This is a genomic window from Pseudomonas mediterranea CFBP 5447, assembly GCF_000774145.1.
In the GTDB taxonomy this organism is placed as follows: Bacteria; Pseudomonadota; Gammaproteobacteria; order Pseudomonadales; family Pseudomonadaceae; genus Aquipseudomonas; species Aquipseudomonas mediterranea.
This window is the reverse complement of the sequence record NZ_KN322985.1, coordinates 540,426-562,163: the sequence shown is the minus strand read 5'-3', so window position 1 is coordinate 562,163 and position 21,738 is coordinate 540,426. Positions and strand designations below refer to the sequence as shown.

The window sequence follows — 21,738 nt, the reverse complement described above, 5'->3', positions numbered from 1 at the left end:
TTGGCTGGAGCAGAACCTGTGGCGAGGGAGCTTGCTCCCGCTCGATGGGAGCTTGCTCCCAGCAAGCTCCCTCGCCACAAATACCCAGTTGAGAGTTCAATGATTTCCAGGACCGCGGCCCATGCATGAGCATCCACTGCAACGCTTTTTCAGATCCTTGCGCGAGCGCCCGGTGTTTGCGTGGGAGCGCTATCGGCAGCGCGATGTGTTGGTGATCGACCATCCACTGTGCCAGGCGGTGTTCAGTCGCCAGGGCGCGCAGTTGCTGCATTTCCAGCCCCGTGGGCAGAAGCCCTGGTTATGGTGCGCGGCCAAATGGCCCCAGGTCGGGGCGATACGGGGCGGGGTGCCGGTGTGCTGGCCATGGTACGGCCGTCACCCGAGCGAAAACGCCTGGCCGTCCCATGGCTGGGCGCGGCTGATCGACTGGAAGCTGCTGGACAGCCGCAGCGACGACGACGGTGTGCATCTGCACTGGCAATTGCAGCTGTGCGACTGGCAAGTGGACCTGCATGCGGACCTTGGCGAACGCATGGAACTGCGCTTGAGTACCGAGCACCAAGACAGCTTGCCGTGCCAGTTGAGCCAGGCTTTGCATGCCTACTGGCGTATCGGTGACGTCGGTGAGGTAGCGCTGTCCGGGCTCGAAGGCGCCCAGGGTTACGACCATCTGAACCGCACCGTCTGTCAGCAGAAAGGCGAGCTACGGGTCGAGGGCGGCTGCCAGCGGGTGTTCCAGCACGAAGGGGAGTTGCAGCTCAAGGACCATGCCTGGCAGCGAGCGTTGTGCATCGATACCGGCGACAGCGCCGACACCGTGGTATGGCATCCCGGTACCCGACCGTTGCTGGGGGTGAGCTGGGATGAAGTCAGCGAGTTCGTCTGCGTCGAAGCGGCCAGCGGGGGCACCGACAGTCTGTGCCTGGCGCCGGGGGAGCGGGCGCACCTGAGTCTGCAGGCGCGGGTGGGGGCATAGTCCGGGATATCGGGTGCGGCGACTGGCCCCATCGTCGGATCGCCGCCCGGAGCAGGCTCGCTCCCACAGTGGGTTTGAGTTGCGAGGTCCATTGTGGGAGCGAGCCTGCTCGCGATGACGATCTGTCAGGCAATAAAGCACTGGAGCCCTATCAGTTGAACTCATCCCCCACCGGATACCGGCTGGCATTCAGGCTTTCCTTGATCTTGCGCAGGTGCGGCTGGAAATCCACGCCTCGGCGCAGGGTCATGCCGGTGGCGAGCACATCCAGCACCGTGAGCTGGATGATCCGCGAGGTCATCGGCATGTAAATGTCGGTGTCTTCGGGGAGCGGAATGTTCAGGCTCAGGGTACTGGCCTTGGCCAGGGGGGAGTTTTCCGCGGTGAGGCCCAATACCGAAGCGCCGTTTTCCCGGGCGATGCGCGCCACTTCCACCAGTTCGCGGGTGCGACCGGTGTAGGAAATGATCACGAACAGCTCACCGGTGTGGGCCACGGACGCGATCATGCGCTGCATCAGCACGTCGGCATGGGCGGTCACGGCCAGGTTGAACCGGAAAAACTTGTGCTGGGCATCCAGCGCCACCGGGGCCGAGGCACCGAGGCCGAAGAAGTGGATCTGTCGGGCCTGGATCAACAGGTCCACGGCACGGCTGATCAAATTTGGATCAAGTGCCTGGCAGGCACTGTCCAACGAAGCAATGGCACTGCCAAAGATTTTCTGGGTGTAGGCTTCGGGATTGTCGTCGGCTTCTACTGCACGGCTGACATAAGCGGCGCCGCTGGCCAGGCTCTGGGCCAGTTGCAGCTTGAGCTCGGGGTAGCCGCTGACGCCGAACGAACGGCAGAAACGGTTGACCGTAGGCTCGCTGACCGACGCGGCCTGGGCGAGGGCGGCGATGCTGAAGCGGGTGGCCTGCTGTGGGTTGAGCAGGATCACCTCGGCCACCTTGCGTTCTGCCTTGTTCAGGTCTTCAAGGCGACTCTGGATCTGCTCCAGTAAATTTCGCACGCGGTCCATAGAGGATTCCTAGAAAGACGGGTCTTTGATACGACCCTTTGCGGTGGCCTATCCTACTGATGGCTCCGGCGGACCACCACTCGGAATCGGTATTTTCGGAAAATGTTGTGGTTATTACTACATTTTTCCTTGAGTGATGCCTTGAAAAAAGGTATTTGTAGCTTAACTTGATAAAAGAACAAACATCATGCCTTCGATAACGGTTGAACCGTGCACCTTTGCCTTGTTCGGCGCGCTGGGCGATCTGGCCTTGCGCAAGCTGTTTCCTGCCCTTTACCAACTCGACGGCGCCGGCCTGTTGCACGAGGACACGCGAATCATCGCGCTGGCCCGTGAACCCGGCAGCGAGCAGCAGCACCTGGCGTTCATCGCCACGGAACTGCGCCGTTATGTGGGCGACAAGGAGCTGAACGAAACCGTGGTCGAGCGCTTCATGGCGCGCCTGACCTACCTGCATGTGGATTTCCTCAAGGCCGACGATTATGTCGCCCTGGCCGAACAGATTGGTGCGGCCCAGCAGGTCATCGCCTATTTCGCCACGCCAGCGGCGGTGTACGGCTCGATCTGCGAAAACCTGGCGAAGGTCGGCTTGAGCGAAAACACCCGCGTCGTACTGGAGAAACCCATCGGCTCGGACCTGGAATCCTCGCGCAAGGTCAACGACGCCGTGGCGCAGTTCTTCCCGGAGAACCGCACCTATCGTATCGACCACTACCTGGGTAAAGAGACGGTCCAGAACCTGATCGCGCTGCGGTTCGCCAACAGCCTGTTCGAAACCCAGTGGAACCAGCATTACATTTCCCACGTGGAAATCACGGTGGCCGAGAAGGTCGGCATCGAAGGCCGCTGGGGCTATTTCGACAAGGCCGGACAACTGCGGGACATGATCCAGAACCACCTGCTGCAGCTGCTGTGCCTGATCGCCATGGACCCGCCGGCCGAACTGTCCGCCGACAGCATCCGTGACGAGAAGGTCAAGGTGCTCAAGGCATTGGCGCCGATCAGCCCCGAAGGCCTGACCACCCAAGTGGTGCGTGGCCAGTACATCGCCGGCCACAGCGAAGGCAAGGCGGTTCCGGGCTACCTGGAAGAGCCAAACTCCAATACCCAGAGCGACACCGAAACCTTCGTCGCCCTGCGCGCCGATATCCGCAACTGGCGCTGGGCCGGGGTTCCGTTCTACCTGCGTACCGGCAAGCGCATGCCGCAAAAGCTGTCGCAGATCGTCATTCACTTCAAGGAACCGTCCCACTACATCTTCGCCCCCGAGCAGCGCTTGCAGATCAGCAACAAACTGATCATCCGCCTGCAACCGGACGAAGGGATTTCCTTGCGGGTGATGACCAAGGACCAAGGCCTGGACAAGGGCATGCAATTGCGCAGCGGTCCTTTGCAACTCAACTTTTCCGACACCTGGCGTAGCGCGCGGATTCCCGATGCCTACGAGCGGTTGTTGCTGGAAGTCATGAACGGCAATCAGAACCTGTTTGTCCGTAAAGATGAAATCGAAGCCGCGTGGACGTGGTGTGACCAGTTGATCGCCGGATGGAAAAAGTCCGGTGATGCGCCCAAGCCGTACGCGGCCGGGTCCTGGGGGCCGATGAGCTCTATTGCACTGATCACGCGGGACGGGAGGTCATGGTATGGCGATATCTGAAGTGAAACTGCCCCAGGGCGTCAGCGCCCTGGAATTCAAGAGCCCGGTGCTGTTGGCTGAAGGCCTGGCATTGAACGTGACCGAGCAACTGCGCGAGGCGATCGACGCGCGCGGTACGGCGGTCCTGGTGGTGTCCGGCGGTCGCAGCCCGGTGGCGTTTTTCCAGAGCCTGGCCAAGCAGGCGCTGGATTGGTCGAAAGTGGTGGTGAGCCTGGCGGACGAGCGCTGGGTACCGGTTGAACATGCCGACAGCAATGCCGGTCTGCTCAAGCGTTACCTGTTGCAAGGCCCGGCGGCCAAGGCCCAGTTCCTGAGCCTCTACAGCGCCAGTGCCAACCTGGAGGCTGCCGCCGAGCAGGCGGATCGCCTGCTGGCCGAGCTGCCGTCCATCGATGTGCTGGTATTGGGCATGGGCGATGACGGCCACACCGCTTCGTTGTTTCCCGACAGCCCGAACCTGGCCGAAGCATTGGACATCCAGGGCACTCGTCGTTGCTGGCCGATGCTGGCGCCGACCGTGCCACACCAGCGCTTGACCATGAGCCGTGCCTTGCTGGCCTCGGCGAAACACAAAGTGCTGTCGATTTCCGGTCAATCGAAATTGACCACCCTGAACGCTGCGGTGGCCGGTGACAACGTCGCCGAAATGCCGGTCCGCGCGTTTCTGCAACCTACGTTAGAGATTTACTGGTGCCCATGAACCAAGGATCAGCCGCTATGACAAACCTTTCCCCGACCGTTTCCATGGCGGACAAAGTTACCCTGATCGACGACCTGTGCGCCAAGGCGCGGATCCTGCCGGTCATCACCATCGCCCGCGAACAGGACATCCTGCCGCTGGCCGATGCCCTGGCGGCCGGTGGCCTGACGGCGCTGGAAGTGACCTTGCGTTCCCAGTTCGGCCTCAAGGCCATCCAGGTGTTGCGCGAGCAGCGTCCGGAGCTGATGACCGGTGCCGGTACGGTGCTCGACCGCCAGATGCTGGCGGCTGCCGAGGCGGCCGGTTCGCAGTTCATCGTGACCCCGGGCATCACCCGTGATTTGCTCGAAGCCAGTGTCGACAGCCCGATCCCGTTGCTGCCAGGCATCAGCAATGCCTCCGGCATCATGGAAGGCTATGGCCTGGGCTATCGCCGCTTCAAATTGTTCCCAGCGGAAGTCAGTGGTGGTGTCGCCGCCATCAAGGCCCTGGGCGGCCCGTTCGGCGAAGTGAAATTCTGCCCGACCGGTGGCGTCGGCCCGGCCAATATCAAGAGCTACATGGCGTTGAAAAACGTGATGTGCGTGGGTGGTAGCTGGATGCTCGATCCGGAGTGGATCAAGAACGGCGACTGGGCCCGTATCCAGGAATGCACCGCCGAGGCATTGGCACTGCTGGACTGATTGTTTTACCGAACTTCGTTGGGTGTTCTACGGCTTTACGGTGCGCTTGGTCGGCGCACCGTTTTTTTTTGCCTGGTTTTTTGGTCGTGTGCAGGTCTAGGTGTGGCTCAGCTCGATCAGGGCCCGGGTAAGCCGCTCGATATCACTCGCCAAGGTAATCAACCCCGGCGTGATACGGATACAAGGCCCGACGCTGGTCTGGCGTACCACTGTGAAGATCCCATAGTCGTTGAGCAATCGATCGGCCATCGCCTGCTGATCCGCCTGGGCGGTGAAGCGCATCGAGGTGATGCCGCAATAGAGTCGCCGATCATCCGGGGTCATGACTTCGATGCCCGGCAGATCCCGCACTGCCTTGACCCACAGGTCGCGCAAGTAGCAGAGTCGCGCACCTTTGGCCAGGGCGCCGCCCAGGGCGCGATGTTCTTCGAACACCAGGGGCAGGGTCAACAGGGCCGGAATATTCGGTGTGCTGTGGGGCGTACGTGAGCGAACGTCGTTCACCGGGTAATGACTGTCGTCCATGTCCGGGTCGATGTCGGCCAGGCGTTGCGGGGCGATGTACAGGAACCCCAGGGCCAGTGGCCCGCCGATCCATTTCTGCAGATTGAATCCAGCGAACGGGATACCCATCTTGGCCAGGTCGAAATCGATCTGGCCCAGGGCGTGGGCGCCGTCGAGGATGATGTCGACATCGAACTCCCGAGCCGTTTCGGCAATGGCTTGTACCGGCATCACCAGCCCGGTGAGGTGGTTGACGTAGGTCAGCGTCATCAGTTTCAGGCGCGGGTAGCGAATGAACGCTTCCCGGTAAGTCCCCACCAGACTCTCGAAACTGGCCGGATGCTGGTGGACCAGTTCGATCAGCTCCACGCCACGCTGGCGGGCCAGCCAGCGCATCGCGTTCTTGACCGACTGATATTCCAGGTCACAGATCAGCACCTGGTCGCCAGGCTTCAGGCCGTTGTAGTTGCGAATCAACGATTGCAGGGAGTCCACCGCACTGCGGGTCAACGCCACGGTTTGCGCAGGCGCCTTGATCAACGCTGCCACTTGGCGGCGAATCGCCTCGCCTTGTTCGCGGTCGAAATGCTGGCGCACGTACACCGAGTTGCTGCGGTTGATGAAATCGATATTGCGCTGGTACTCCTCGACCACGGTCCGCGACATGCGCCCGAAGTAGCCGTTTTCCAGGTTCAGCGGTCCATCGGCGGCGACGTCGTAGCGGTCGACAAAGGTCTGCCAGAAAGCTTCATCGTGGGCGCGCAGGGTGTTCTCGGGCATGGGAGGGCCTAATCAGGGGCGGGGTTTGGGTTTGCCGTGTTTGACGCGCAGTGGGTCGAGCAGATCGGACAGACCGTTGTGGTCGATCTCCTGCATCAACGCCAGCAAACCGCCCAACTCTCCGTGGGGAAAACCTTCGCGGGCAAACCAGTTCAGGTATTGACCGGGCAGGTCGGCCAGGATTCGGCCTTTGTATTTACCGAAGGGCATCTGGCGCGTGACCAGCAGTTCGAGGGTTTCCGGGTTCATGGCAAATGTCTTGGATCAAACAGGTTTGAAAATACAGGCATTCTGCATGCAGGCCAAATGACAGATCATGCAAATAACGCGGATACAGATTTTGCCTATTTAACTAACATGTTGATTTTTAAAGTTAATTTTTGTCCGTCGGAGCTGGCATGACCGATGCAATATTCCTTGCAGGTTTTTTTATTCACCAGCAAAGGAATTGAAAAATGACCGATATGAACAAAGAAGCCATCGCCGTCCTGAACGACCTGATCCAGACCAGCAAGGATGGTCAGGAAGGCTTCAAGACCTGCGCCGAAGACATCAAGCATCCGCAACTCAAGGCCCTGTTCGTGCAACGTTCCACCGATTGCGCCACCGCCGCATCCGAACTGCAAGCCGCCGTTCGCTCGTTGGGTGGCGATCCGGAGACCTCCACCAGTGTTTCCGGTGACCTGCACCGCCGTTGGGTGGATGTGAAGTCCATGTTCACCGGCAAGGACGAGGAAGCGGTGCTCAACGAAGCCGAGCGCGGCGAAGACCATGCGCTGAAGGCCTACAGGGAAGCCATGGATAAGATCACCAAGCACAATCTGGTCGGCATCCGTGACCTGGTTGAACGCCAATACCACGGCGTGCAACGCAACCACGATCAGGTCAAGGCGCTGCGTAACCAGGCACGCGCCAGCTGATACATGTGCTTGATCCAGAAAACGCCAGCTTGCCTGGCGTTTTTTTGTGGCGCTTGGTCAGCGGTGGATGGAAACCCTGATGTGGCGAGGAAACTTTTGTGGCGAGGGAGCTTGCTGGGAGCAAGCTCCCATCGAGCGGGAGCAAGCTCCCTCGCCACACCAGCGCCCGGCACAAAGTGGGGGCAAATACCGTCCGGTATCATCATGTGGTTTTCAGAAAAAGTGTCTTGTCGAATCCACGGGTAATCAGCTCTGGACTCAAATAGGTAGCTAGCTAATAATTGCGCCTGCCCCATTACGCATCATTGCAACTATCGTTACTGCAGCCCCTGAAAGAGTTTTCTGAGTGCCCATTACCCTCCAGGCCTTGTTCGCCCCCGACCGCCTCGCTGTGCAGTTCGCCATCAAGACCGTCCTCGGTGGCGGACTGGCGCTGTGGCTGGCATTGCGTTGGGGGCTGGAGCAGCCGTCGTGGGCGCTGATGACCGCGTTCATCGTGGCGCAGCCGCTGTCCGGGATGGTGGTTCAAAAGGGGTTGGCGCGGCTGCTCGGTACTTTGGTGGGGACCGTCATGTCGGTGGTCTTCATGAGCCTGTTCGCTCAGACGCCGTGGTTGTTCCTGTTGGCGCTGGCCTTGTGGCTGGGCCTGTGCACGGCCTGTTCGACACTGTTGCGAAGTGCCTGGTCCTATTCCTTCGTGTTGGCCGGATACACGGTGGCGATCATCGCCTTGCCGGCCGTTTCCCACCCGCTGGGGGTGTTCGATCAAGCGGTGGCGCGCTGCACCGAGATCAGCCTGGGCATCGTCTGCGCCACGGCCGCCAGCGCCTTGCTCTGGCCGTTGCGGGTCGAGCGACAGTTGGCGGGCCAGGCCCACGCGGCCTGGCAGAGCGGTATGCAGGCGGCCCGTGCCACCCTGGCCGGCGACGCCCAGGCACGCAAGGGCTTGCTGGAGATCCTCGGCCGGATCGTCGCGGTGGATGCCCAGCGCGAACATGCCTGGTTCGAAGGCAGCCTGGGTCGACAGCGCGCCCGGGCCATCAGCGGCTTGAGCCAGAAATTGCTGATGCTGCTGCGTATCGCCCGTTCGGTGCGCCGGCAATGGAAGCAACTCGAACCGGCCGAAGCCGAGGCTCTCCAACCCTGGATGAGCGAGGTGCAACAAGCCCTCGACGCCGACACGGCAACGCTGCAAGCCTTGCGACCGCGGGTGCTGGACGCTTCTCACGACCCGTCGATCAGCTCGGCGCAAAGTTACTGCCTGGCGCGTTTCGCCTTGTTGCTCGACACCGCCCTGGCCGCCTGCGCGGCGCTGGCGGCGGTGCGGGAGGGCAGGGAGGCATCGGATCCGCCGCGCACCTTGACGCCCCATCGCGACTTGTCCCTGGCCATGGTGTTCGGCGCGCGCAGTGCCCTGGCCTTTCTGGCCGTCTCCTGCTTCTGGCTGGCAACGGCCTGGCCCGCCGCGTCGGGGGCGTTGGTGCTGACGTGTGTGGTGTGCAGCTTGTTTGCCAGTCGCGAAAACGGCGCGCAGATCGGCATGAGTTTCCTGCGGGGCATTCTGCTGGCCGTGCCGACCGCATTCGTGATCGGCGAGATCCTGCTGCCGCAGTGGAGCAGCTTCGCCATGCTGTGCATGGCCATGGGCGTGCCGCTGTTCTTCGGTGCGCTGGGCATGGCCAAGCCGCCGATCTTCGCCACGGCGACGTCGTTCTGCCTGCATTTTGTGGTGCTGGTGTCACCGCTCAACGCCATGAAGTACGACGTGGCGGCATTCTTCAATAACGCTCAGGCAATGATGATCGGCGTAGGGGCGGCGGTGTTGGCATTCAATCTGCTGATTCTGCGCGATCCGGCCTGGCACGGCCGTCGCCTGCTGGCTGCGACCCTGGATGACCTGGTGCGCCTGACCCGGCGCAATCTCAGTGGCGCGGAGAGCTGGTTCGGCGGGCGCATGGCCGATCGGCTGTTGCAACTGGCGCGACATTATCCCGAGCTGCCGGTCCCGTCGCGCAGCCGTTGGGATGATGGGCTGCTCGGCCTGGATATCGGCGATGAACTGTTGCACCTGCGCTTGAGTCTGGCCGTCGCCCAGGTGTCCGACAGCCGGGCGCAGCGCCGTTATTTCGAAGCGCTGGAGCAGGTGCTCGAACGCGGTCCGTCCGGTGAGCAGACCGATGCGTTGGCCCCGGCCAGCGCCGAGTTCCTGAAGGTGCTGTCGACAGAGCCACCCGGCGATGCGCTGAAGTTGGCCCAGGGCGCGGTGGTGCAATTGCAGAACAGCTGGCGCGCCTGGTGCCGCCAGCACGAACCGGAACGAGGGGAGCACAGCCATGGGCTTGCGTGAATGGTCGATTGGCGGGGTGTTGCTCAGCCCGTTCCTGATTTATGTGGTGCTGGCCTTGCTGGTGACCGGTGCATTGCGCCTGTTGCTCAGCCTGGTGCCGGCCGGCCGTTGGATCTGGCACGAAGCCTTGTTCGACTGCGCCCTGTATGTCTGTGTCCTGACAGTGATTACCCTGGTCATCGGGCCGTTATAAGGAGTTGAACATGCGTACCTCCGTACGTGTCGCCATTACGCTGGGCGTGGTGGCATTGGCGATTTTCGCCGGGTTTCACCTGTGGCAGTACTACATGCTCACGCCCTGGACCCGGGATGCGCGGATTCGCGCCGACGTGGTGGTGATCGCTCCCGACGTGTCGGGCTGGGTGCGTGAGCTCAAGGCGGTGGATAACCAGCAGGTCAAGGCCGGCGATCTATTGCTGAGCATCGACCGCGAGCGCTTCGAAGCCGCCGTGGAGAAGGCCAGGGCAGTGGTCCAGACCCGTCAGCAGCAACTGAGCCTGCGCGAGCACGAAGCCAGTCGCCGCGCCGCCCTGGGGCCCCAGGCCATCAGCGCCGAGCTGCGGGAAAATGCCCAGATCAACGCCGGCATCGCCCGGGGCGAACTGCGCGAGGCCCAGGCCGAGGCCAAGGTCGCCGAACTCAACCTGGCCCGCAGCCAGGTCCTGGCGCCTCGTAGCGGTCACATCACCAACCTGCGGCTGGCCGAAGGCAACTACGTCAATGCCGGGCAGCCGGTCATGGCGCTGATCGACGATTCGACGTTCTATGTGCAGGCCTATTTCGAAGAGACCAAACTGCCGAGGATCCGCGTGGGCGACCTGGTCAAGGTCTGGCTGATGAGCGCCGGTCACGCCCTGGAAGGTCACGTCGAAAGCGTCAGCCGCGGCATTACCGACCGCAACACCAACCCGGACGCGCAACTGCTGGCGGAGGTGGAACCGACCTTCAACTGGGTGCGCCTGGCCCAGCGGATCCCGGTGCGGATCAAGCTGGACAAGGTGCCGGAAGGGGTGAACCTGAGTGCGGGGATGACGGCGAGTGTGCAGGTGCGGGAGCACATTCGATAACGCTGACACTGAGATCATTGTGGCGAGCGGCCTGTGAATCAGCCGATGCTGATCGCCGGCAACGTCGGCAAGGTCACCGTCTGTTGCTTGCGCGGCGCGAGGATCTCGGCCTCGCCATCCACCACCAGTTCATCGCGCTGGTTGAACACGCGAGTGGCGATGCGTACGCGAAACTTCGGCAGTTTTTCCAGGATCTCCAGGCGTACGGTCAGGGTGTCGCCGATCTTGACCGGTTTCTGGAAGCTCATCTGCTGGCCGATGTAGATAGTCCCGGGCCCAGGCAACTCGCACGCCACCGCCGCGCTGATCAACGCACCGCTGAACATGCCATGGGCGATGCGTTCCTTGAACATGCTCGCCGCGGCGAATTCGGGGTCCAGGTGCACGGGGTTGTGATCGCCCGACATGGCGGCGAATAGCTGGATGTCGCGCTCTTCGACAGATTTGCTGTAGCTGGCGGTCTGGCCGACTTCGAGGGCTTCGTAAGGCGTATTGGTAACCTGGGTCATCTGTTTCCGATCCTGTGGCGGGTAATGGAAAAAACGCTGGAAAACTATTCGCTGCGTGGCGGGCGCTTGTGGGTCAGGGCCTGGGCAATCCAGGTCAACACATCGGCCGTCACTTCATCGCGGTTGGTTTCGTTGAACAATTCATGCCGGGCCTGTGGGTAAATCGTCAATTGCAGGTGCTGGCTGCCGGCGCTGCGCAGGGCGTCGGCCAGATCCTTGAGACGCTTGCCTTCGCTCACCGGATCACATTCACCGCCAATGACCAGCAACGGCAGGTCCGGATCGATCTGGGCGAGATTGGACGCTTTGCTGATTTGCTGCAAGCCGCCGAGCAGGTCGACCCACAGCTGATTGCTGCAACGAAAGCCGCACAGTGGGTCGTGGACATACTTGTCCACCTCGGCCGGGTCGCGGCTGAGCCAGTCGAAGGGCGTGCGTGTCGGCTTGAATTTCTGATTGAAACTGCCGAACGACAGCCATTCGATCAAGGCACTGCGCCCGGTGGCGCCCTGGCGCCAGCGTTCGAAACGGGCGATCAGGCGGGCGACGCGATACAGCGCCACCGGTTGGAAATTGGAACCGCTGAGAATCGCTCCATGCAGGCTCGCGCTGTGATGCAACAGGTACGCCTGGGCGATGTAGCTGCCCATGCTGTGGCCCAACAGCACGATTGGCACGTCGGGATGTTGCTGAACGATGTGATGGTTGAGGCTGGCCAGGTCGCCGACCACTTTGGCCCAGCCATCTTCGTCGGCATAGTGGCCGAGGATCGCTCCTTCACCGGTCTTGCCATGGCCGCGCAAGTCCGGCGCGTAGACACCGTAGCCTTCGTCACAGAAGGCCTGGGCCAGGCGCCCATAGCGGCCGCTGTGTTCGGCCATGCCGTGAGCCAGCATGATCACGGCCCGGGGCGCGGTTTCGGGCAACCACTGATTGACGAACAGGCGGCTGTGGTCGGTCGCGGTCAGCCAGAACGTTTGATGAATCATGACGATCCTTTACATGGGCGCATGGGCGATGTTGCTCCATTGTATAGCGCATCCGTTGCGTCTCGCCTGATCAGGCCACACGTAGGCGGCAAGATTCACACAATCTATGACACAAATTGCCGTATTTGCCTGATTGGCCAGAGCTGCTAGTGTCCCAAGAGCTCCGCTTCTGCGAGCAATCCAGAAGCGGCCCGGGATAGGTTCAGGTAAAGAGGACAAAAACAATGCAGCCTGATTTCTGGAATGACAAACGCCCGGCCGGCGTGCCCTCGGACATCGACCTGGGGGCCTACAAGTCGGTCATCGAGGTGTTCGAGCGTTCCTGCAAGAAATTCGTCGACCGCCCGGCGTTCAGCAACATGGGCGTGACCCTCACCTATGCCGAGCTCGAGCGCTGCAGCGCGGCGTTCGCCGGTTACCTGCAGACCCATACCGATCTGGTCCCCGGTGACCGTATCGCGGTGCAGATGCCCAATGTCCTGCAATATCCTATTGCCGTGTTCGGTGCCTTGCGCGCCGGGCTGATTGTGGTCAACACCAACCCGCTGTACACGCCGCGGGAAATGCGCCACCAGTTCAAGGACTCCGGTGCCCGGGCGCTGGTGTACATGAACCTGTTCGGCAGCAAGGTTCAGGAAGTGCTGCCCGACACGGACCTGCAATACCTGATCGAAGCGAAAATGGGCGACCTGATGCCCGCCGCCAAGGGCTGGCTGGTCAACACCGTGGTGAACAAGGTCAAGAAAATGGTCCCGGCGTATTCGCTGCCCCAGGCCATTTCCTTCAAGAGCGCCTTGCGCCTGGGACGTGGCCAGGCCATCAAGCCCCTGAAGGTCGGCCTCGACGATATCGCGGTGCTGCAGTACACCGGTGGCACCACCGGCTTGGCAAAGGGCGCGATGCTGACCCATGGCAACCTGGTGGCGAACATGCAACAGGCCAGGGCGTGCCTGGGCCAGTTCGGCGACGACGGCCAGCCGCTGCTGCGCGAAGGCCAGGAAGTGATGATCGCGCCGTTGCCGCTCTATCACATCTATGCGTTCACGGCGAACTGCATGTGCATGATGGTCACCGGCAACCACAACGTGCTGATCACCAACCCGAGGGACATCGGCGGTTTTATCAAGGAGCTGAAAAACTGGCGTTTCTCGGCTTTGTTGGGGCTCAACACGTTGTTCGTGGCGTTGATGGACCATCCGGATTTCAAGACCCTGGATTTCTCCAGCCTCAAACTCACCAATTCCGGCGGCACCGCGCTGGTCAAGGCCACGGCGGATCGTTGGGAGCAGCTCACGGGCTGCCGTATCACCGAAGGCTATGGCCTGACCGAAACCTCGCCCGTGGCCTGTACCAACCCTTACGGCAAGAGGTCGCGGCTGGGCACGGTGGGTCTGCCGGTGCCAGGCACGCTCATGAAAGTGATCAGCGACGACGGCGCCGAACAGCCCCTGGGCGAGCGTGGCGAGCTGTGCATCAAGGGGCCGCAGATCATGAAAGGCTACTGGAACAAGCCTGAAGCCACTGCCGAGGTGCTGGACAGCGAGGGTTGGTTCAAGTCCGGTGACATCGCGGTGATCGACCCGGACGGTTTCGTGCGGATCGTCGACCGCAAGAAGGACATGATCATCGTCTCGGGTTTCAACGTGTACCCCAACGAAATCGAAGATGTGGTGATGGCCCACCCGAAGGTTGCCAATTGCGCGGTGATCGGTGTGCCGGACGAGCGCTCGGGGGAGGCGGTGAAACTGTTCGTGGTGGCGCGGGAGACGGGCGTCAGCCTCGAAGAACTCAAGGCCTACTGCAAGGAGAACTTCACCGGCTACAAGATACCCAAGCACATCGTGTTGCGAGAGTCGCTGCCGATGACACCGGTGGGCAAGATCCTGCGCCGGGAGCTGCGCGATATCGCTTGATGTAGACCATGCACACGCCCTTTGTGGGAGCGAGCCTGCTCGCGATAGCGGTAGTCAGTCACAGGAATATTGGCTGACACACCGCTATCGCGAGCAGGCTCGCTCCCACATTGGTTTGGTGGCTTAAGCAAAAAAGAAGGTCGACTTCAGAGCCTTCCTACAGGTCTATAGAATTTTTACTCTAAAAGTGACCATTGCATATTCTTGAGTCGGATTAGTGACCATGCCGGCCACTTTTGGCTCTAGTCGACCCTCGGCAAAGCTGCTACTCTCGGCGCGCTTTTGTGACTTCTCGGCCTTCATCCAAGCCAGATTCACCAACAAACACACCAATAATAATCGCATCAAATGCGGTGAGAATTCGCGTTGCTGAGGAGTGGGCTTCCATGTTCGAAGACTTTTGGAAGGATAAGTACCCAGCTGGGATTGCTGCCGACATCAATCCAGACGAGTATCCGAATATTCAGGCGGTGTTGAAGCAGTCCTGCCAACGCTTCGCCGACAAGCCGGCATTCAGCAACCTCGGCAAGACGATCACCTACGGTGAACTGTACGAATTGTCCGGGGCCTTTGCCGCGTATCTGCAACAGCATACCGATTTGCAGCCGGGCGATCGAATCGCCGTGCAATTGCCCAACGTCCTGCAGTACCCGGTGGCGGTGTTCGGGGCGATCCGTGCCGGCCTCGTCGTGGTCAATACCAATCCGCTGTACACCGCGCGGGAGATGGAGCACCAGTTCAACGACTCCGGCGCCAAGGCACTGGTGTGCCTGGCGAACATGGCGCACCTGGCCGAGACCGTGGTGCCGAAGACAGGCGTCAAGCACGTCATCGTCACCGAGGTGGCCGACCTGTTGCCGCCGCTCAAGCGGCTGCTGATCAACAGCGTGATCAAGTACGTCAAGAAGATGGTTCCGGCCTATCACCTGCCCAAGGCGGTCAAGTTCAACGATGTGCTGAGCAAGGGCCACGGCCGGCCAGTGACCGAAGCCAACCCGGGCAGCGACGAGGTGGCCGTGTTGCAGTACACCGGCGGCACCACCGGCGTGGCCAAGGGCGCGATGCTGAGCCATCGCAACCTGGTGGCGAACATGCTGCAGTGCAAGGCGCTGATGGGCTCCAACCTCAATGAAGGTTGCGAAGTGCTGATCACGCCGCTGCCGCTGTACCACATCTACGCCTTCACCTTCCATTGCATGGCGATGATGCTGATCGGCAACCACAACATCCTGATCAGCAACCCGCGCGACCTTCCGGCGATGGTCAAGGAACTGTCGAAGTGGAAGTTCAGCGGTTTCGTCGGCCTCAATACCCTGTTTGTCGCGCTGTGTAACAACGAGGGCTTCCGCAAGCTGGATTTCTCCGCGCTGAAAGTCACCTTGTCCGGTGGCATGGCCCTGCAACTGGCCGCTGCCGAGCGCTGGAAAGCGGTCACCGGTTGCCCGATCTGCGAAGGCTATGGCATGACTGAAACCAGCCCGGTGGCCACGGTCAATCCGATCCAGAACATCCAGGTCGGCACCATCGGCATTCCGGTGCCGTCGACGCTGTGCAAGGTCATCAATGATGCGGGCGTCGAGTTGCCTCTGGGCGAAGTCGGCGAATTGTGTGTGAAAGGCCCTCAAGTGATGAAGGGCTACTGGCAGCGCCAGGAGGCCACCGACGAAATCCTCGACAGCGAGGGCTGGCTGAAGACCGGCGATATCGCAGTGATTCAGCCGGACGGCTATATGCGCATCGTCGATCGCAAGAAAGACATGATCCTGATTTCTGGCTTCAACGTGTATCCCAACGAGCTGGAAGATGTGCTGGCCACCTTGCCGGGCGTGCTGCAATGCGCCGCCATCGGTGTACCGGACGAGAAGTCCGGCGAGGCGATCAAGATCTTCATCGTCGTCCGGCCAGGCGCCACATTGACCAAGGAGCAGGTGATGGAGCATATGCGTGCCAACGTCACCGGCTACAAGGTACCCAAGGCCGTCGAGTTCCGCGATGCGTTGCCAACCACCAACGTCGGCAAGATCCTGCGGCGTGAGTTGCGGGATGAAGAGCTCAGGAAGTTGGGTGTGAAGAAGTGAATAGCGTGTAAACAAAAAGCCCCGCCGAAGCGGGGCTTTTTGTTTACGTTGGGCAACTACTTGAAGCAAGGCCCTGTGGGAGCAAGGCTTGCCCGCGATGAAGTTGATGCGGTCCGTTTTAGAGTCGTGGCGCCTTCATCGCGGGCAAGCCTTGCTCCCACATAATCCCAAGCTGCATACGTCAGCGGCCGGGGTCACAACCTGAACTGCGCAAAATCCAGGTTGGTGCCACCCGGTCGCATGTCCTGCAGGTACGAATCCTTATCGGCGCTCAATTCCAGGCTCAGGGCGGCCTTGCGCTTGCCCTGGTTGCGTACTTCCAGGCCTTCCATTTTTTCTCGCAGGAATACGGTCGGCACTTTCAGGTGCAGCAGCTCGTCGGTGGCCGGGGTGTGCAGCAGCAGATGAATCCATTCGTACTGGCCGACAGCCAGGCGGGTCACAGGGATGTTGAACCAGAAGATGTTGCGGTTGCGGTTCAATTCGCTGAAGTGGCAGTTGTTGACGCCCAGGACGGCGCCGCCCAGTTCCTGGTTTCTGCGGGCGATGGCCTGCTTCTTATCGAGTTTCATAACGTTCCTACGGGATTAAAGCTTCGGGCCGAGCCTGAATACGTGGGGCATTCTCGACGGTTGCCGGGCAAACATAAAGCCCTGCCGGTGCGAAGAATGAAACTTGCGCTGTGGGGCATGGGTCAATTCTGCGTCGGGATGAGATTGTCCCAAAGTCGCCAAACAGGCTACTTTGAGGTAAAAAACGCCCCTTGAGTCGCCACGCGACCCCTTTTTTGCGGCGAAAGGAGACGCTCATGATATTTCCGGACATGAAAGGCTTGCCTCTGCACCGCGTGATGGTGCGTACGGTGACCGAATTTCTCGACGACGAGATGTCCACCTACGCCTCGGCACTGGCCTACCAGATGCTGTTTTCCCTGTTCCCCTTCATTCTCTTTCTGATCGCGCTGATCGGCTTCCTGCATCTGCCGGATTTCTTCTCGTGGCTGCGCCTGCAATCCGAGCTGGTGTTGCCGCCCCAGGCGCTGGAGCAGGTCAACCCGGTGATCGACCAGCTCCAGCAATCCAAGGGCGGGTTGTTGTCGGTGGGGATCGTGGTTGCGTTGTGGACCGCCTCGGCCGGGGTGCGGCTGATGATGAGCGCGATGAATGCCGCCTACGATGTGGTCGAGGGGCGTCCGGCCTGGAAGCGCTTTCCGCTGTCGATTATCTACACGGTCGGCATCGCCGGCATGCTGCTCATCGCGGCCGCGCTGATGGTCCTCGGGCCGCAGGTGATGGAATGGATTGCGGCCCAGGTCGGGTTGGAGGAATTCATCGTCACGCTCTGGACGATCGTGCGCTGGCCGGTGATCGTGATCCTGTTGATGGTGGCGGTGGCGCTGATCTACTACGTGATGCCCGACGTGAAGCAGGAGTTTCGCTTCATCACCCCGGGCTCGGTGCTGGCGGTGGTGGTGTGGATCATCGCCTCCCTGGGCTTCGCTTTTTACGTCAAGACCTTTGCCAACTACAACGCCATGTATGGCAGTATCGGTGCGATCATCGTGTTGCTGCTGTACTTCTATATCTCGGCGGCGGTGTTGCTGCTGGGGGCGGAAATGAACGCGGTGATCGAACACATGTCCGCCGAAGGCAAGGACCGTGGTGAGAAGGTGCCGGACGAGCACTGGAAACAGCATGTCTCGGGGCTGGCGCGCGACCACTCCATCAAGCCGGACACCGATCCGAACACAGGCGAAGCCCGACCATGATTCGAGAAATCCTCAAGATGGGCGATGCGCGCCTGCTGCGCATCGCTCCGCCGGTTCCGCCGCAGATGTTCGACAGCCCGGAGCTGTGGCAATTGATCGACGACATGTTCCAGACCATGGAAAGCGTCGGTGGCGTCGGCTTGGCGGCGCCGCAGATCGGCGTGGACCTGCAACTGGTGATTTTCGGCTTCGAACACAGCGAGCGTTACCCCGATGCGGAAGCCGTGCCCCAGACCATTCTGATCAACCCGCTGATCACGCCGCTGAGCCCGCTGATGGAAGAGGGTTTCGAAGGCTGCCTGTCAGTGCCTGGCCTGCGCGGGGCGGTCGATCGTTACCAGCACATCCGTTACGAAGGCTTCGATCCCAAGGGCGAGCCGATCGTGCGGACAGCCTCGGGTTTCCACGCACGGGTGGTGCAGCATGAATGCGATCACCTGATCGGCCGGCTGTACCCGTCGCGCATCACCGACTTCAGCAAGTTCGGGTTTACCGAGGTGATGTTCCCGGATCTGGATCCGACGGCCGACGATTGAACATTCACCTCAATCCTCTGTGCCTCGCTCGGACGAGCGCTATCGCCACCCAGAGCTTGCATCGTTGTTGAATACCCTGCCGCCTTCGCGAGCAGGCTCGCTCCCACAGGACCGGTGATAGGCTCAGGACCGCGTTCCTGGCTCCAGCCCCATCGCAATCATCGGCTTGCTGCGGGCATACCGGCTCAGCCGTTCGGCCATCGCGTAGGGCAGGGCGGGATCGAAAGTGAAGCCGTGTCGCTCGTAGAACCCGCGCAGTTCCGGGTGGCAGAACAGCCACACCGGTGCCTCCACGGCTTTCACCGCTTCGGCGATCAACCCCGCCGCGATCCCTTTGCCGCGGTGTGCCGGATCGACAAACAACCCCGTCAACCAGTGTCCACCCGCCACCGATCGCAGGCAGAGGGCGGCGACGATGTCATCCCGTCTCGCCACCCACAGCTGCGCGTCACGCACGGCTTTCATCGACGACTGATGGGCGCGGTAGAACTTGTTCATCAGCGGCCAGAGCGGTTCATCGAGCAGCGCGTAGCGGATTTCGGACATGGCAACGTCGTGGGGGTGGTGAGGAGGGCAGATTATAAGGGAACACGCTTCGATAAACCTGTGGGAGCAAAGCTTGCGCGCGATTGCGGTAAATCAATCACCAACCATGCTGACTGATCTGTCGCTATCGCGAGCAAGCTTTGCTCCCACAGGTTTTTCACCCCCGGCGCCTCATCTGCTGGCCGCCGGCAGGCTCAGAGCGACGCGAGAAGTGCCGCAGCCTTATCCTTCTCTCCGGTATTGCGCTGTTCCTGAGCCTTTTCCACCTGTGCCATGGCCGCCTTGTCCTGCATGCGCTGGGCAATTTCCTGGCCGACCGCCAGTTGCTTCTCGGGTGGCATCGCCGCGTATTCTTCTTCGCTGATGCCCATCTCGGCGAGAATGGCGTCGCGCAGGCGCTCTTCGGGCGTCTTGTTCATGTAGTCCTTGAAATCCTTCAATGCCGAACTGTCGGTCTGGCGCGCCGGAGCATCCTGGGCGGCGACGGTCTGCAACTGCACGCGGGTCTTGGCGAATGCCTCATCGACCTTGTCGCTGATGGCGGTGGCGGCATTGACCTGCTGCGTGGCCTGTCGGGTGATGGACTCCTGGACCTGGGCATTGCCCTGGCTGGCCTGGGCCTGGACGTTATCGCGCAACGCCTGTAGTGCGGCGCTTTGCAGGCCGCTGGCGGCGTCGGCGGTCGGGTCCTCGCCCGGGCGCTTGAGCGGCAGAATCATCGCTTGCTGTTTGGCACTGACCAACATGATGGATACCTGTAGGTAATGGCTGAGCGATGGGCAGGAGCAATTCCCATGCCGAGCGCCCGGAGCCTGTGCTTTCAAGGCCTGTAGGGGGACCAGACGAGGCGAAGCGGCCAACCCTTGCCGTTGACCGGCAGGGATCGACCGCCTCTGCGTCACGAGACGGGGGTCAGGTACTTTCGCGAATCTTGAGCTCGAAGCCCATGTCCACCACGGGTTGGGCAATACGGTTGCCGGCCATCAGCGTCAGCATCTGCTCGGCGGCTCGGCGGCCGATGGCTTCCCTTGGCGTGCTGATGCTGCTCAGGCGCGGCACCATGTGGGCCGAGGCGGGCAGGTCGTTGAAGCCGAGGACCGAGATCTGTTCGGGAATCCTGATGCCGCAGCGCAAGGCTTCGAACAGGGCGCCATGGGCGAGGTCGTCGTTGCCGAAGAAGATCGCGTCGACATCCGGGTGACTGGCCAGCAGTTGCAGGAACAATTCGCCGCCCAGGCCTACCGATGACGGGCGCGGCGTCAGCAATTCCAGGTCCGGGTCGTACAGCCCGGCCTGCTGCAGGGCCCGGCGGAAACCTTCGCCACGCAACAAGGTGCGCTGGTCCAGTTGTGCGCCGATATAAGCCAGGCGTTTGCGGCCGCGAGAGATCAAGTGCCCGGCCGCCGTCTCGCCGGCCTTGAGCTGGGAAAAGCCGACGCAGTTGAGGCCCGCCCCAGGGTCCAGTTCCATCATGTAGACACAGGGAATGTTGCTGGCCTCGATCATGCGGCGGGCGCTCTCGGTGCGGTCGAAGCCGGTCAGCAACAGGCCACGAGGCTGATAGGCCATGTAGTTGCGCAGCAGGTCTTCTTCTTCGTCCCGGGAGTAGTGATAGTTGCCGATCACCACTTCGAAGCCCTTGGGCCTCAAGACGCGATGGATGGCTTCCAGGGTGTCGATGAACAGCAGGTTGGACAGCGACGGCACCAACACCACCACCGAGTGGCTCTGGGCCGAAGCCAGGGCGCGGGCGGCGGGGTTGACGACATAGTTGAGTTCTCGTGCCGCCTGTCGGACTTTTTCCACCAGGTCAGTGGCCACGGTGCTGACGCCGCGCAGGGCCCGGGAGGCGGTGATGGGGCTGACACCGGCCAGGCGTGCGACTTCGTTGAGCGTGGGGCGACCGGTGGTGCGGGTATTCTTATCGTTCTTGGGGACGGTCATCAGGTGGCTTGCCAAACAAAAATCAAGGCACTAAGGTAGCGCTGTCTCGACGCGGCTGCAAATGCGCGAGTGGGGTTTGCCTGAATCCCATCCGTTGGTGTCGTGGACGAAAAATGCTGCAACCACAAAAATGACAAGAAGGCGTCGGCAACTTCTGCTTTTGCTGCGGTGTCATAACTGGCAAAGGTAGCGCTGTCTGCGCGCTGAGGTGTTACATGAACAATCCCATCACCGCCCTGGTCATCATGGGCGTTGCCGGTTGCGGCAAGACATGCGTCAGCCAGGCCCTGTGCCAATTGAGCGGCGCCACCGCCATCGAAGGCGACACCTTCCACCCTGCGGCCAACATCCAGAAGATGAGCGCCGGTATTCCCCTGAACGACGACGACCGTGCCGGCTGGCTCGACAGCCTGTGCGACGAGTTGCGCCGTGTCGACGCCACGGGTGAGCGCCCGGTGCTGACCTGCTCGGCCCTCAAGCACAGTTATCGCGAACGTCTGCGCAGTGCCTTGCCAGGCCTGGGCTTCGTATTCCTTGAATTGACCCCCGAAGTGGCCGCCGACCGCGTTTCCCACCGGCCCGGCCATTTCATGCCGTCGACCCTGATCGACAGCCAGTTCGCCACCCTTGAATCCCCTGTCGGCGAGCCCCTGACCCTGGCTCTGGACGCGTCCAGCCACAGCGTTGACGAACTGGCCCACCAGGCTTACGTCTGGTGGTTGGCCCATGGTTTGAAGCTTGCCAGCTGAGTTTCAAAAATTTTGCGTCAGAAAGATAGCGCTGTCCCGACGGCTCATAAA

General features: G+C 61.3%; 22 protein-coding genes. 13 read left to right on the top strand and 9 right to left on the bottom strand.

All coding sequences use genetic code 11. The features are described 5' to 3' along the window. Nucleotides 1-121: 121 nt before the first annotated feature. The gene (locus N005_RS14820) at nt 122-976 is read left to right on the top strand and encodes a D-hexose-6-phosphate mutarotase (protein WP_047701871.1); all 855 of its coding nucleotides are present in this window, start codon (nt 122-124) and stop codon (nt 974-976) included. Between the two features lie 151 nt (nt 977-1,127). Here N005_RS14820 and N005_RS14815 read toward each other — a convergent pair whose 3' ends face one another. Further along, complete coding sequence (locus N005_RS14815) at nt 1,128-1,988, bottom strand: MurR/RpiR family transcriptional regulator (protein WP_171057240.1); 861 nt, start codon at nt 1,986-1,988, stop codon at nt 1,128-1,130. 196 nt (nt 1,989-2,184) lie between these two features. Here N005_RS14815 and zwf point away from each other — a divergent pair, with 196 nt between their 5' ends. The 3 genes from zwf to N005_RS14800 are packed head-to-tail and all read left to right on the top strand — an operon-like array spanning nt 2,185 to nt 5,037. Then, nucleotides 2,185-3,654, top strand: a complete 1,470-nt coding sequence (gene zwf / locus N005_RS14810) for a glucose-6-phosphate dehydrogenase (protein WP_047701870.1) — start codon at nt 2,185-2,187, stop codon at nt 3,652-3,654. After that, the gene (gene pgl, locus N005_RS14805; RefSeq protein WP_047701869.1) at nt 3,641-4,354 is read left to right on the top strand and encodes a 6-phosphogluconolactonase; all 714 of its coding nucleotides are present in this window, start codon (nt 3,641-3,643) and stop codon (nt 4,352-4,354) included. The genes zwf and pgl overlap by 14 nt, the downstream gene beginning before the upstream one ends. Before the next feature lie 17 nt (nt 4,355-4,371). Next, a complete protein-coding gene (locus N005_RS14800; RefSeq protein ID WP_047701868.1) occupies nt 4,372-5,037 on the top strand; it encodes a bifunctional 4-hydroxy-2-oxoglutarate aldolase/2-dehydro-3-deoxy-phosphogluconate aldolase in 666 nt (221 codons plus the stop codon). A 96-nt stretch (nt 5,038-5,133) separates the two neighbouring features. Here the strand turns inward: N005_RS14800 and N005_RS14795 are convergent, their stop codons facing one another. Together N005_RS14795 and N005_RS14790 are read right to left on the bottom strand one after the other, a co-directional pair. Next, complete coding sequence (locus N005_RS14795) at nt 5,134-6,321, bottom strand: aminotransferase class V-fold PLP-dependent enzyme (protein WP_047701867.1); 1,188 nt, start codon at nt 6,319-6,321, stop codon at nt 5,134-5,136. A 12-nt stretch (nt 6,322-6,333) separates the two neighbouring features. Beyond that, on the bottom strand, nt 6,334-6,570 hold the full coding sequence (locus tag N005_RS14790) for a DUF3820 family protein (RefSeq protein WP_024781183.1): 237 nt from the start codon (nt 6,568-6,570) through the stop codon (nt 6,334-6,336). A 206-nt stretch (nt 6,571-6,776) separates the two neighbouring features. Between N005_RS14790 and N005_RS14785 the strand changes: the two genes are divergently transcribed. The 4 genes from N005_RS14785 to N005_RS14770 all read left to right on the top strand — a co-directional run bounded on the left by N005_RS14785 (nt 6,777) and on the right by N005_RS14770 (nt 10,655). Then, nucleotides 6,777-7,241, top strand: coding sequence for a ferritin-like domain-containing protein (locus tag N005_RS14785; RefSeq protein ID WP_047701866.1), 465 nt, complete (start codon nt 6,777-6,779; stop codon nt 7,239-7,241). A gap of 346 nt (nt 7,242-7,587) precedes the next feature. Further along, nucleotides 7,588-9,588: an FUSC family protein gene (locus N005_RS14780; RefSeq protein ID WP_047701865.1), complete on the top strand. Its 2,001-nt coding sequence runs from the start codon at nt 7,588-7,590 to the stop codon at nt 9,586-9,588. Further along, the gene (locus tag N005_RS14775; RefSeq protein WP_047701864.1) at nt 9,575-9,781 is read left to right on the top strand and encodes a DUF1656 domain-containing protein; all 207 of its coding nucleotides are present in this window, start codon (nt 9,575-9,577) and stop codon (nt 9,779-9,781) included. The genes N005_RS14780 and N005_RS14775 overlap by 14 nt, the downstream gene beginning before the upstream one ends. A 10-nt stretch (nt 9,782-9,791) precedes the next feature. Continuing rightward, nucleotides 9,792-10,655, top strand: coding sequence for an efflux RND transporter periplasmic adaptor subunit (locus tag N005_RS14770; RefSeq protein WP_047701863.1), 864 nt, complete (start codon nt 9,792-9,794; stop codon nt 10,653-10,655). 38 nt (nt 10,656-10,693) lie between these two features. On the opposite strand, the gene N005_RS14765 is transcribed toward N005_RS14770, so the two are convergent. Next, the gene (locus N005_RS14765) at nt 10,694-11,164 is read right to left on the bottom strand and encodes a MaoC family dehydratase (RefSeq protein WP_047698936.1); all 471 of its coding nucleotides are present in this window, start codon (nt 11,162-11,164) and stop codon (nt 10,694-10,696) included. 44 nt (nt 11,165-11,208) lie between these two features. After that, entirely contained in the window at nt 11,209-12,153 is a 945-nt protein-coding gene (locus N005_RS14760) for an alpha/beta hydrolase (protein WP_047698934.1), read from the bottom strand. Between the two features lie 224 nt (nt 12,154-12,377). On the opposite strand from N005_RS14760, the gene fadD2 reads away from it, so the two are divergent. Further along, the gene (fadD2, locus tag N005_RS14755) at nt 12,378-14,066 is read left to right on the top strand and encodes a long-chain-fatty-acid--CoA ligase FadD2 (protein ID WP_047698932.1); all 1,689 of its coding nucleotides are present in this window, start codon (nt 12,378-12,380) and stop codon (nt 14,064-14,066) included. A gap of 386 nt (nt 14,067-14,452) precedes the next feature. Beyond that, on the top strand, nt 14,453-16,144 hold the full coding sequence (gene fadD1 / locus N005_RS14750) for a long-chain-fatty-acid--CoA ligase FadD1 (protein ID WP_047701862.1): 1,692 nt from the start codon (nt 14,453-14,455) through the stop codon (nt 16,142-16,144). 194 nt (nt 16,145-16,338) lie between these two features. On the opposite strand, the gene N005_RS14745 is transcribed toward fadD1, so the two are convergent. Continuing rightward, nucleotides 16,339-16,716, bottom strand: coding sequence for a hypothetical protein (locus N005_RS14745; protein WP_047701861.1), 378 nt, complete (start codon nt 16,714-16,716; stop codon nt 16,339-16,341). Nucleotides 16,717-16,952: 236 nt separating this feature from the next. Here N005_RS14745 and N005_RS14740 point away from each other — a divergent pair, with 236 nt between their 5' ends. Together N005_RS14740 and def are read left to right on the top strand one after the other, a co-directional pair. Beyond that, a complete protein-coding gene (locus N005_RS14740; RefSeq protein WP_047701860.1) occupies nt 16,953-17,912 on the top strand; it encodes a YihY/virulence factor BrkB family protein in 960 nt (319 codons plus the stop codon). Further along, complete coding sequence (gene def, locus N005_RS14735) at nt 17,909-18,448, top strand: peptide deformylase (RefSeq protein WP_047701859.1); 540 nt, start codon at nt 17,909-17,911, stop codon at nt 18,446-18,448. Before N005_RS14740 ends, def begins: the two co-directional genes overlap by 4 nt. A gap of 123 nt (nt 18,449-18,571) precedes the next feature. On the opposite strand, the gene N005_RS14730 is transcribed toward def, so the two are convergent. From N005_RS14730 to gntR, 3 genes are all read right to left on the bottom strand, one after another. Beyond that, nucleotides 18,572-18,994, bottom strand: coding sequence for a GNAT family N-acetyltransferase (locus N005_RS14730; protein ID WP_047701858.1), 423 nt, complete (start codon nt 18,992-18,994; stop codon nt 18,572-18,574). A gap of 194 nt (nt 18,995-19,188) precedes the next feature. Further along, nucleotides 19,189-19,740, bottom strand: coding sequence for a hypothetical protein (locus N005_RS14725; protein ID WP_047701857.1), 552 nt, complete (start codon nt 19,738-19,740; stop codon nt 19,189-19,191). 166 nt (nt 19,741-19,906) lie between these two features. Continuing rightward, a complete protein-coding gene (gntR, locus tag N005_RS14720) occupies nt 19,907-20,938 on the bottom strand; it encodes an HTH-type transcriptional regulator GntR (protein ID WP_047701856.1) in 1,032 nt (343 codons plus the stop codon). A 215-nt stretch (nt 20,939-21,153) separates the two neighbouring features. Between gntR and N005_RS14715 the strand changes: the two genes are divergently transcribed. Continuing rightward, entirely contained in the window at nt 21,154-21,687 is a 534-nt protein-coding gene (locus tag N005_RS14715; RefSeq protein WP_047701855.1) for a gluconokinase, read from the top strand. Nucleotides 21,688-21,738: the final 51 nt, after the last annotated feature.

Bases quoted from the DNA above. Each gene is read 5' to 3' on its own strand.
- N005_RS14820 (WP_047701871.1), top strand. From the start codon at position 122: ATGCATGAGCATCCACTGCAACGCTTTTTCAGATCCTTGCGCGAGCGC.
- zwf (WP_047701870.1), top strand. From the start codon at position 2,185: ATGCCTTCGATAACGGTTGAACCGTGCACCTTTGCCTTGTTCGGCGCG.
- pgl (WP_047701869.1), top strand. From the start codon at position 3,641: ATGGCGATATCTGAAGTGAAACTGCCCCAGGGCGTCAGCGCCCTGGAA.
- N005_RS14800 (WP_047701868.1), top strand. From the start codon at position 4,372: ATGACAAACCTTTCCCCGACCGTTTCCATGGCGGACAAAGTTACCCTG.
- N005_RS14795 (WP_047701867.1), bottom strand. From the start codon at position 6,321: ATGCCCGAGAACACCCTGCGCGCCCACGATGAAGCTTTCTGGCAGACC.
- N005_RS14790 (WP_024781183.1), bottom strand. From the start codon at position 6,570: ATGAACCCGGAAACCCTCGAACTGCTGGTCACGCGCCAGATGCCCTTC.
- N005_RS14785 (WP_047701866.1), top strand. From the start codon at position 6,777: ATGACCGATATGAACAAAGAAGCCATCGCCGTCCTGAACGACCTGATC.
- N005_RS14775 (WP_047701864.1), top strand. From the start codon at position 9,575: ATGGGCTTGCGTGAATGGTCGATTGGCGGGGTGTTGCTCAGCCCGTTC.
- N005_RS14770 (WP_047701863.1), top strand. From the start codon at position 9,792: ATGCGTACCTCCGTACGTGTCGCCATTACGCTGGGCGTGGTGGCATTG.
- N005_RS14765 (WP_047698936.1), bottom strand. From the start codon at position 11,164: ATGACCCAGGTTACCAATACGCCTTACGAAGCCCTCGAAGTCGGCCAG.
- N005_RS14760 (WP_047698934.1), bottom strand. From the start codon at position 12,153: ATGATTCATCAAACGTTCTGGCTGACCGCGACCGACCACAGCCGCCTG.
- fadD2 (WP_047698932.1), top strand. From the start codon at position 12,378: ATGCAGCCTGATTTCTGGAATGACAAACGCCCGGCCGGCGTGCCCTCG.
- fadD1 (WP_047701862.1), top strand. From the start codon at position 14,453: ATGTTCGAAGACTTTTGGAAGGATAAGTACCCAGCTGGGATTGCTGCC.
- N005_RS14745 (WP_047701861.1), bottom strand. From the start codon at position 16,716: ATGAAACTCGATAAGAAGCAGGCCATCGCCCGCAGAAACCAGGAACTG.
- N005_RS14740 (WP_047701860.1), top strand. From the start codon at position 16,953: ATGATATTTCCGGACATGAAAGGCTTGCCTCTGCACCGCGTGATGGTG.
- def (WP_047701859.1), top strand. From the start codon at position 17,909: ATGATTCGAGAAATCCTCAAGATGGGCGATGCGCGCCTGCTGCGCATC.
- N005_RS14730 (WP_047701858.1), bottom strand. From the start codon at position 18,994: ATGTCCGAAATCCGCTACGCGCTGCTCGATGAACCGCTCTGGCCGCTG.
- N005_RS14725 (WP_047701857.1), bottom strand. From the start codon at position 19,740: ATGTTGGTCAGTGCCAAACAGCAAGCGATGATTCTGCCGCTCAAGCGC.
- gntR (WP_047701856.1), bottom strand. From the start codon at position 20,938: ATGACCGTCCCCAAGAACGATAAGAATACCCGCACCACCGGTCGCCCC.
- N005_RS14715 (WP_047701855.1), top strand. From the start codon at position 21,154: ATGAACAATCCCATCACCGCCCTGGTCATCATGGGCGTTGCCGGTTGC.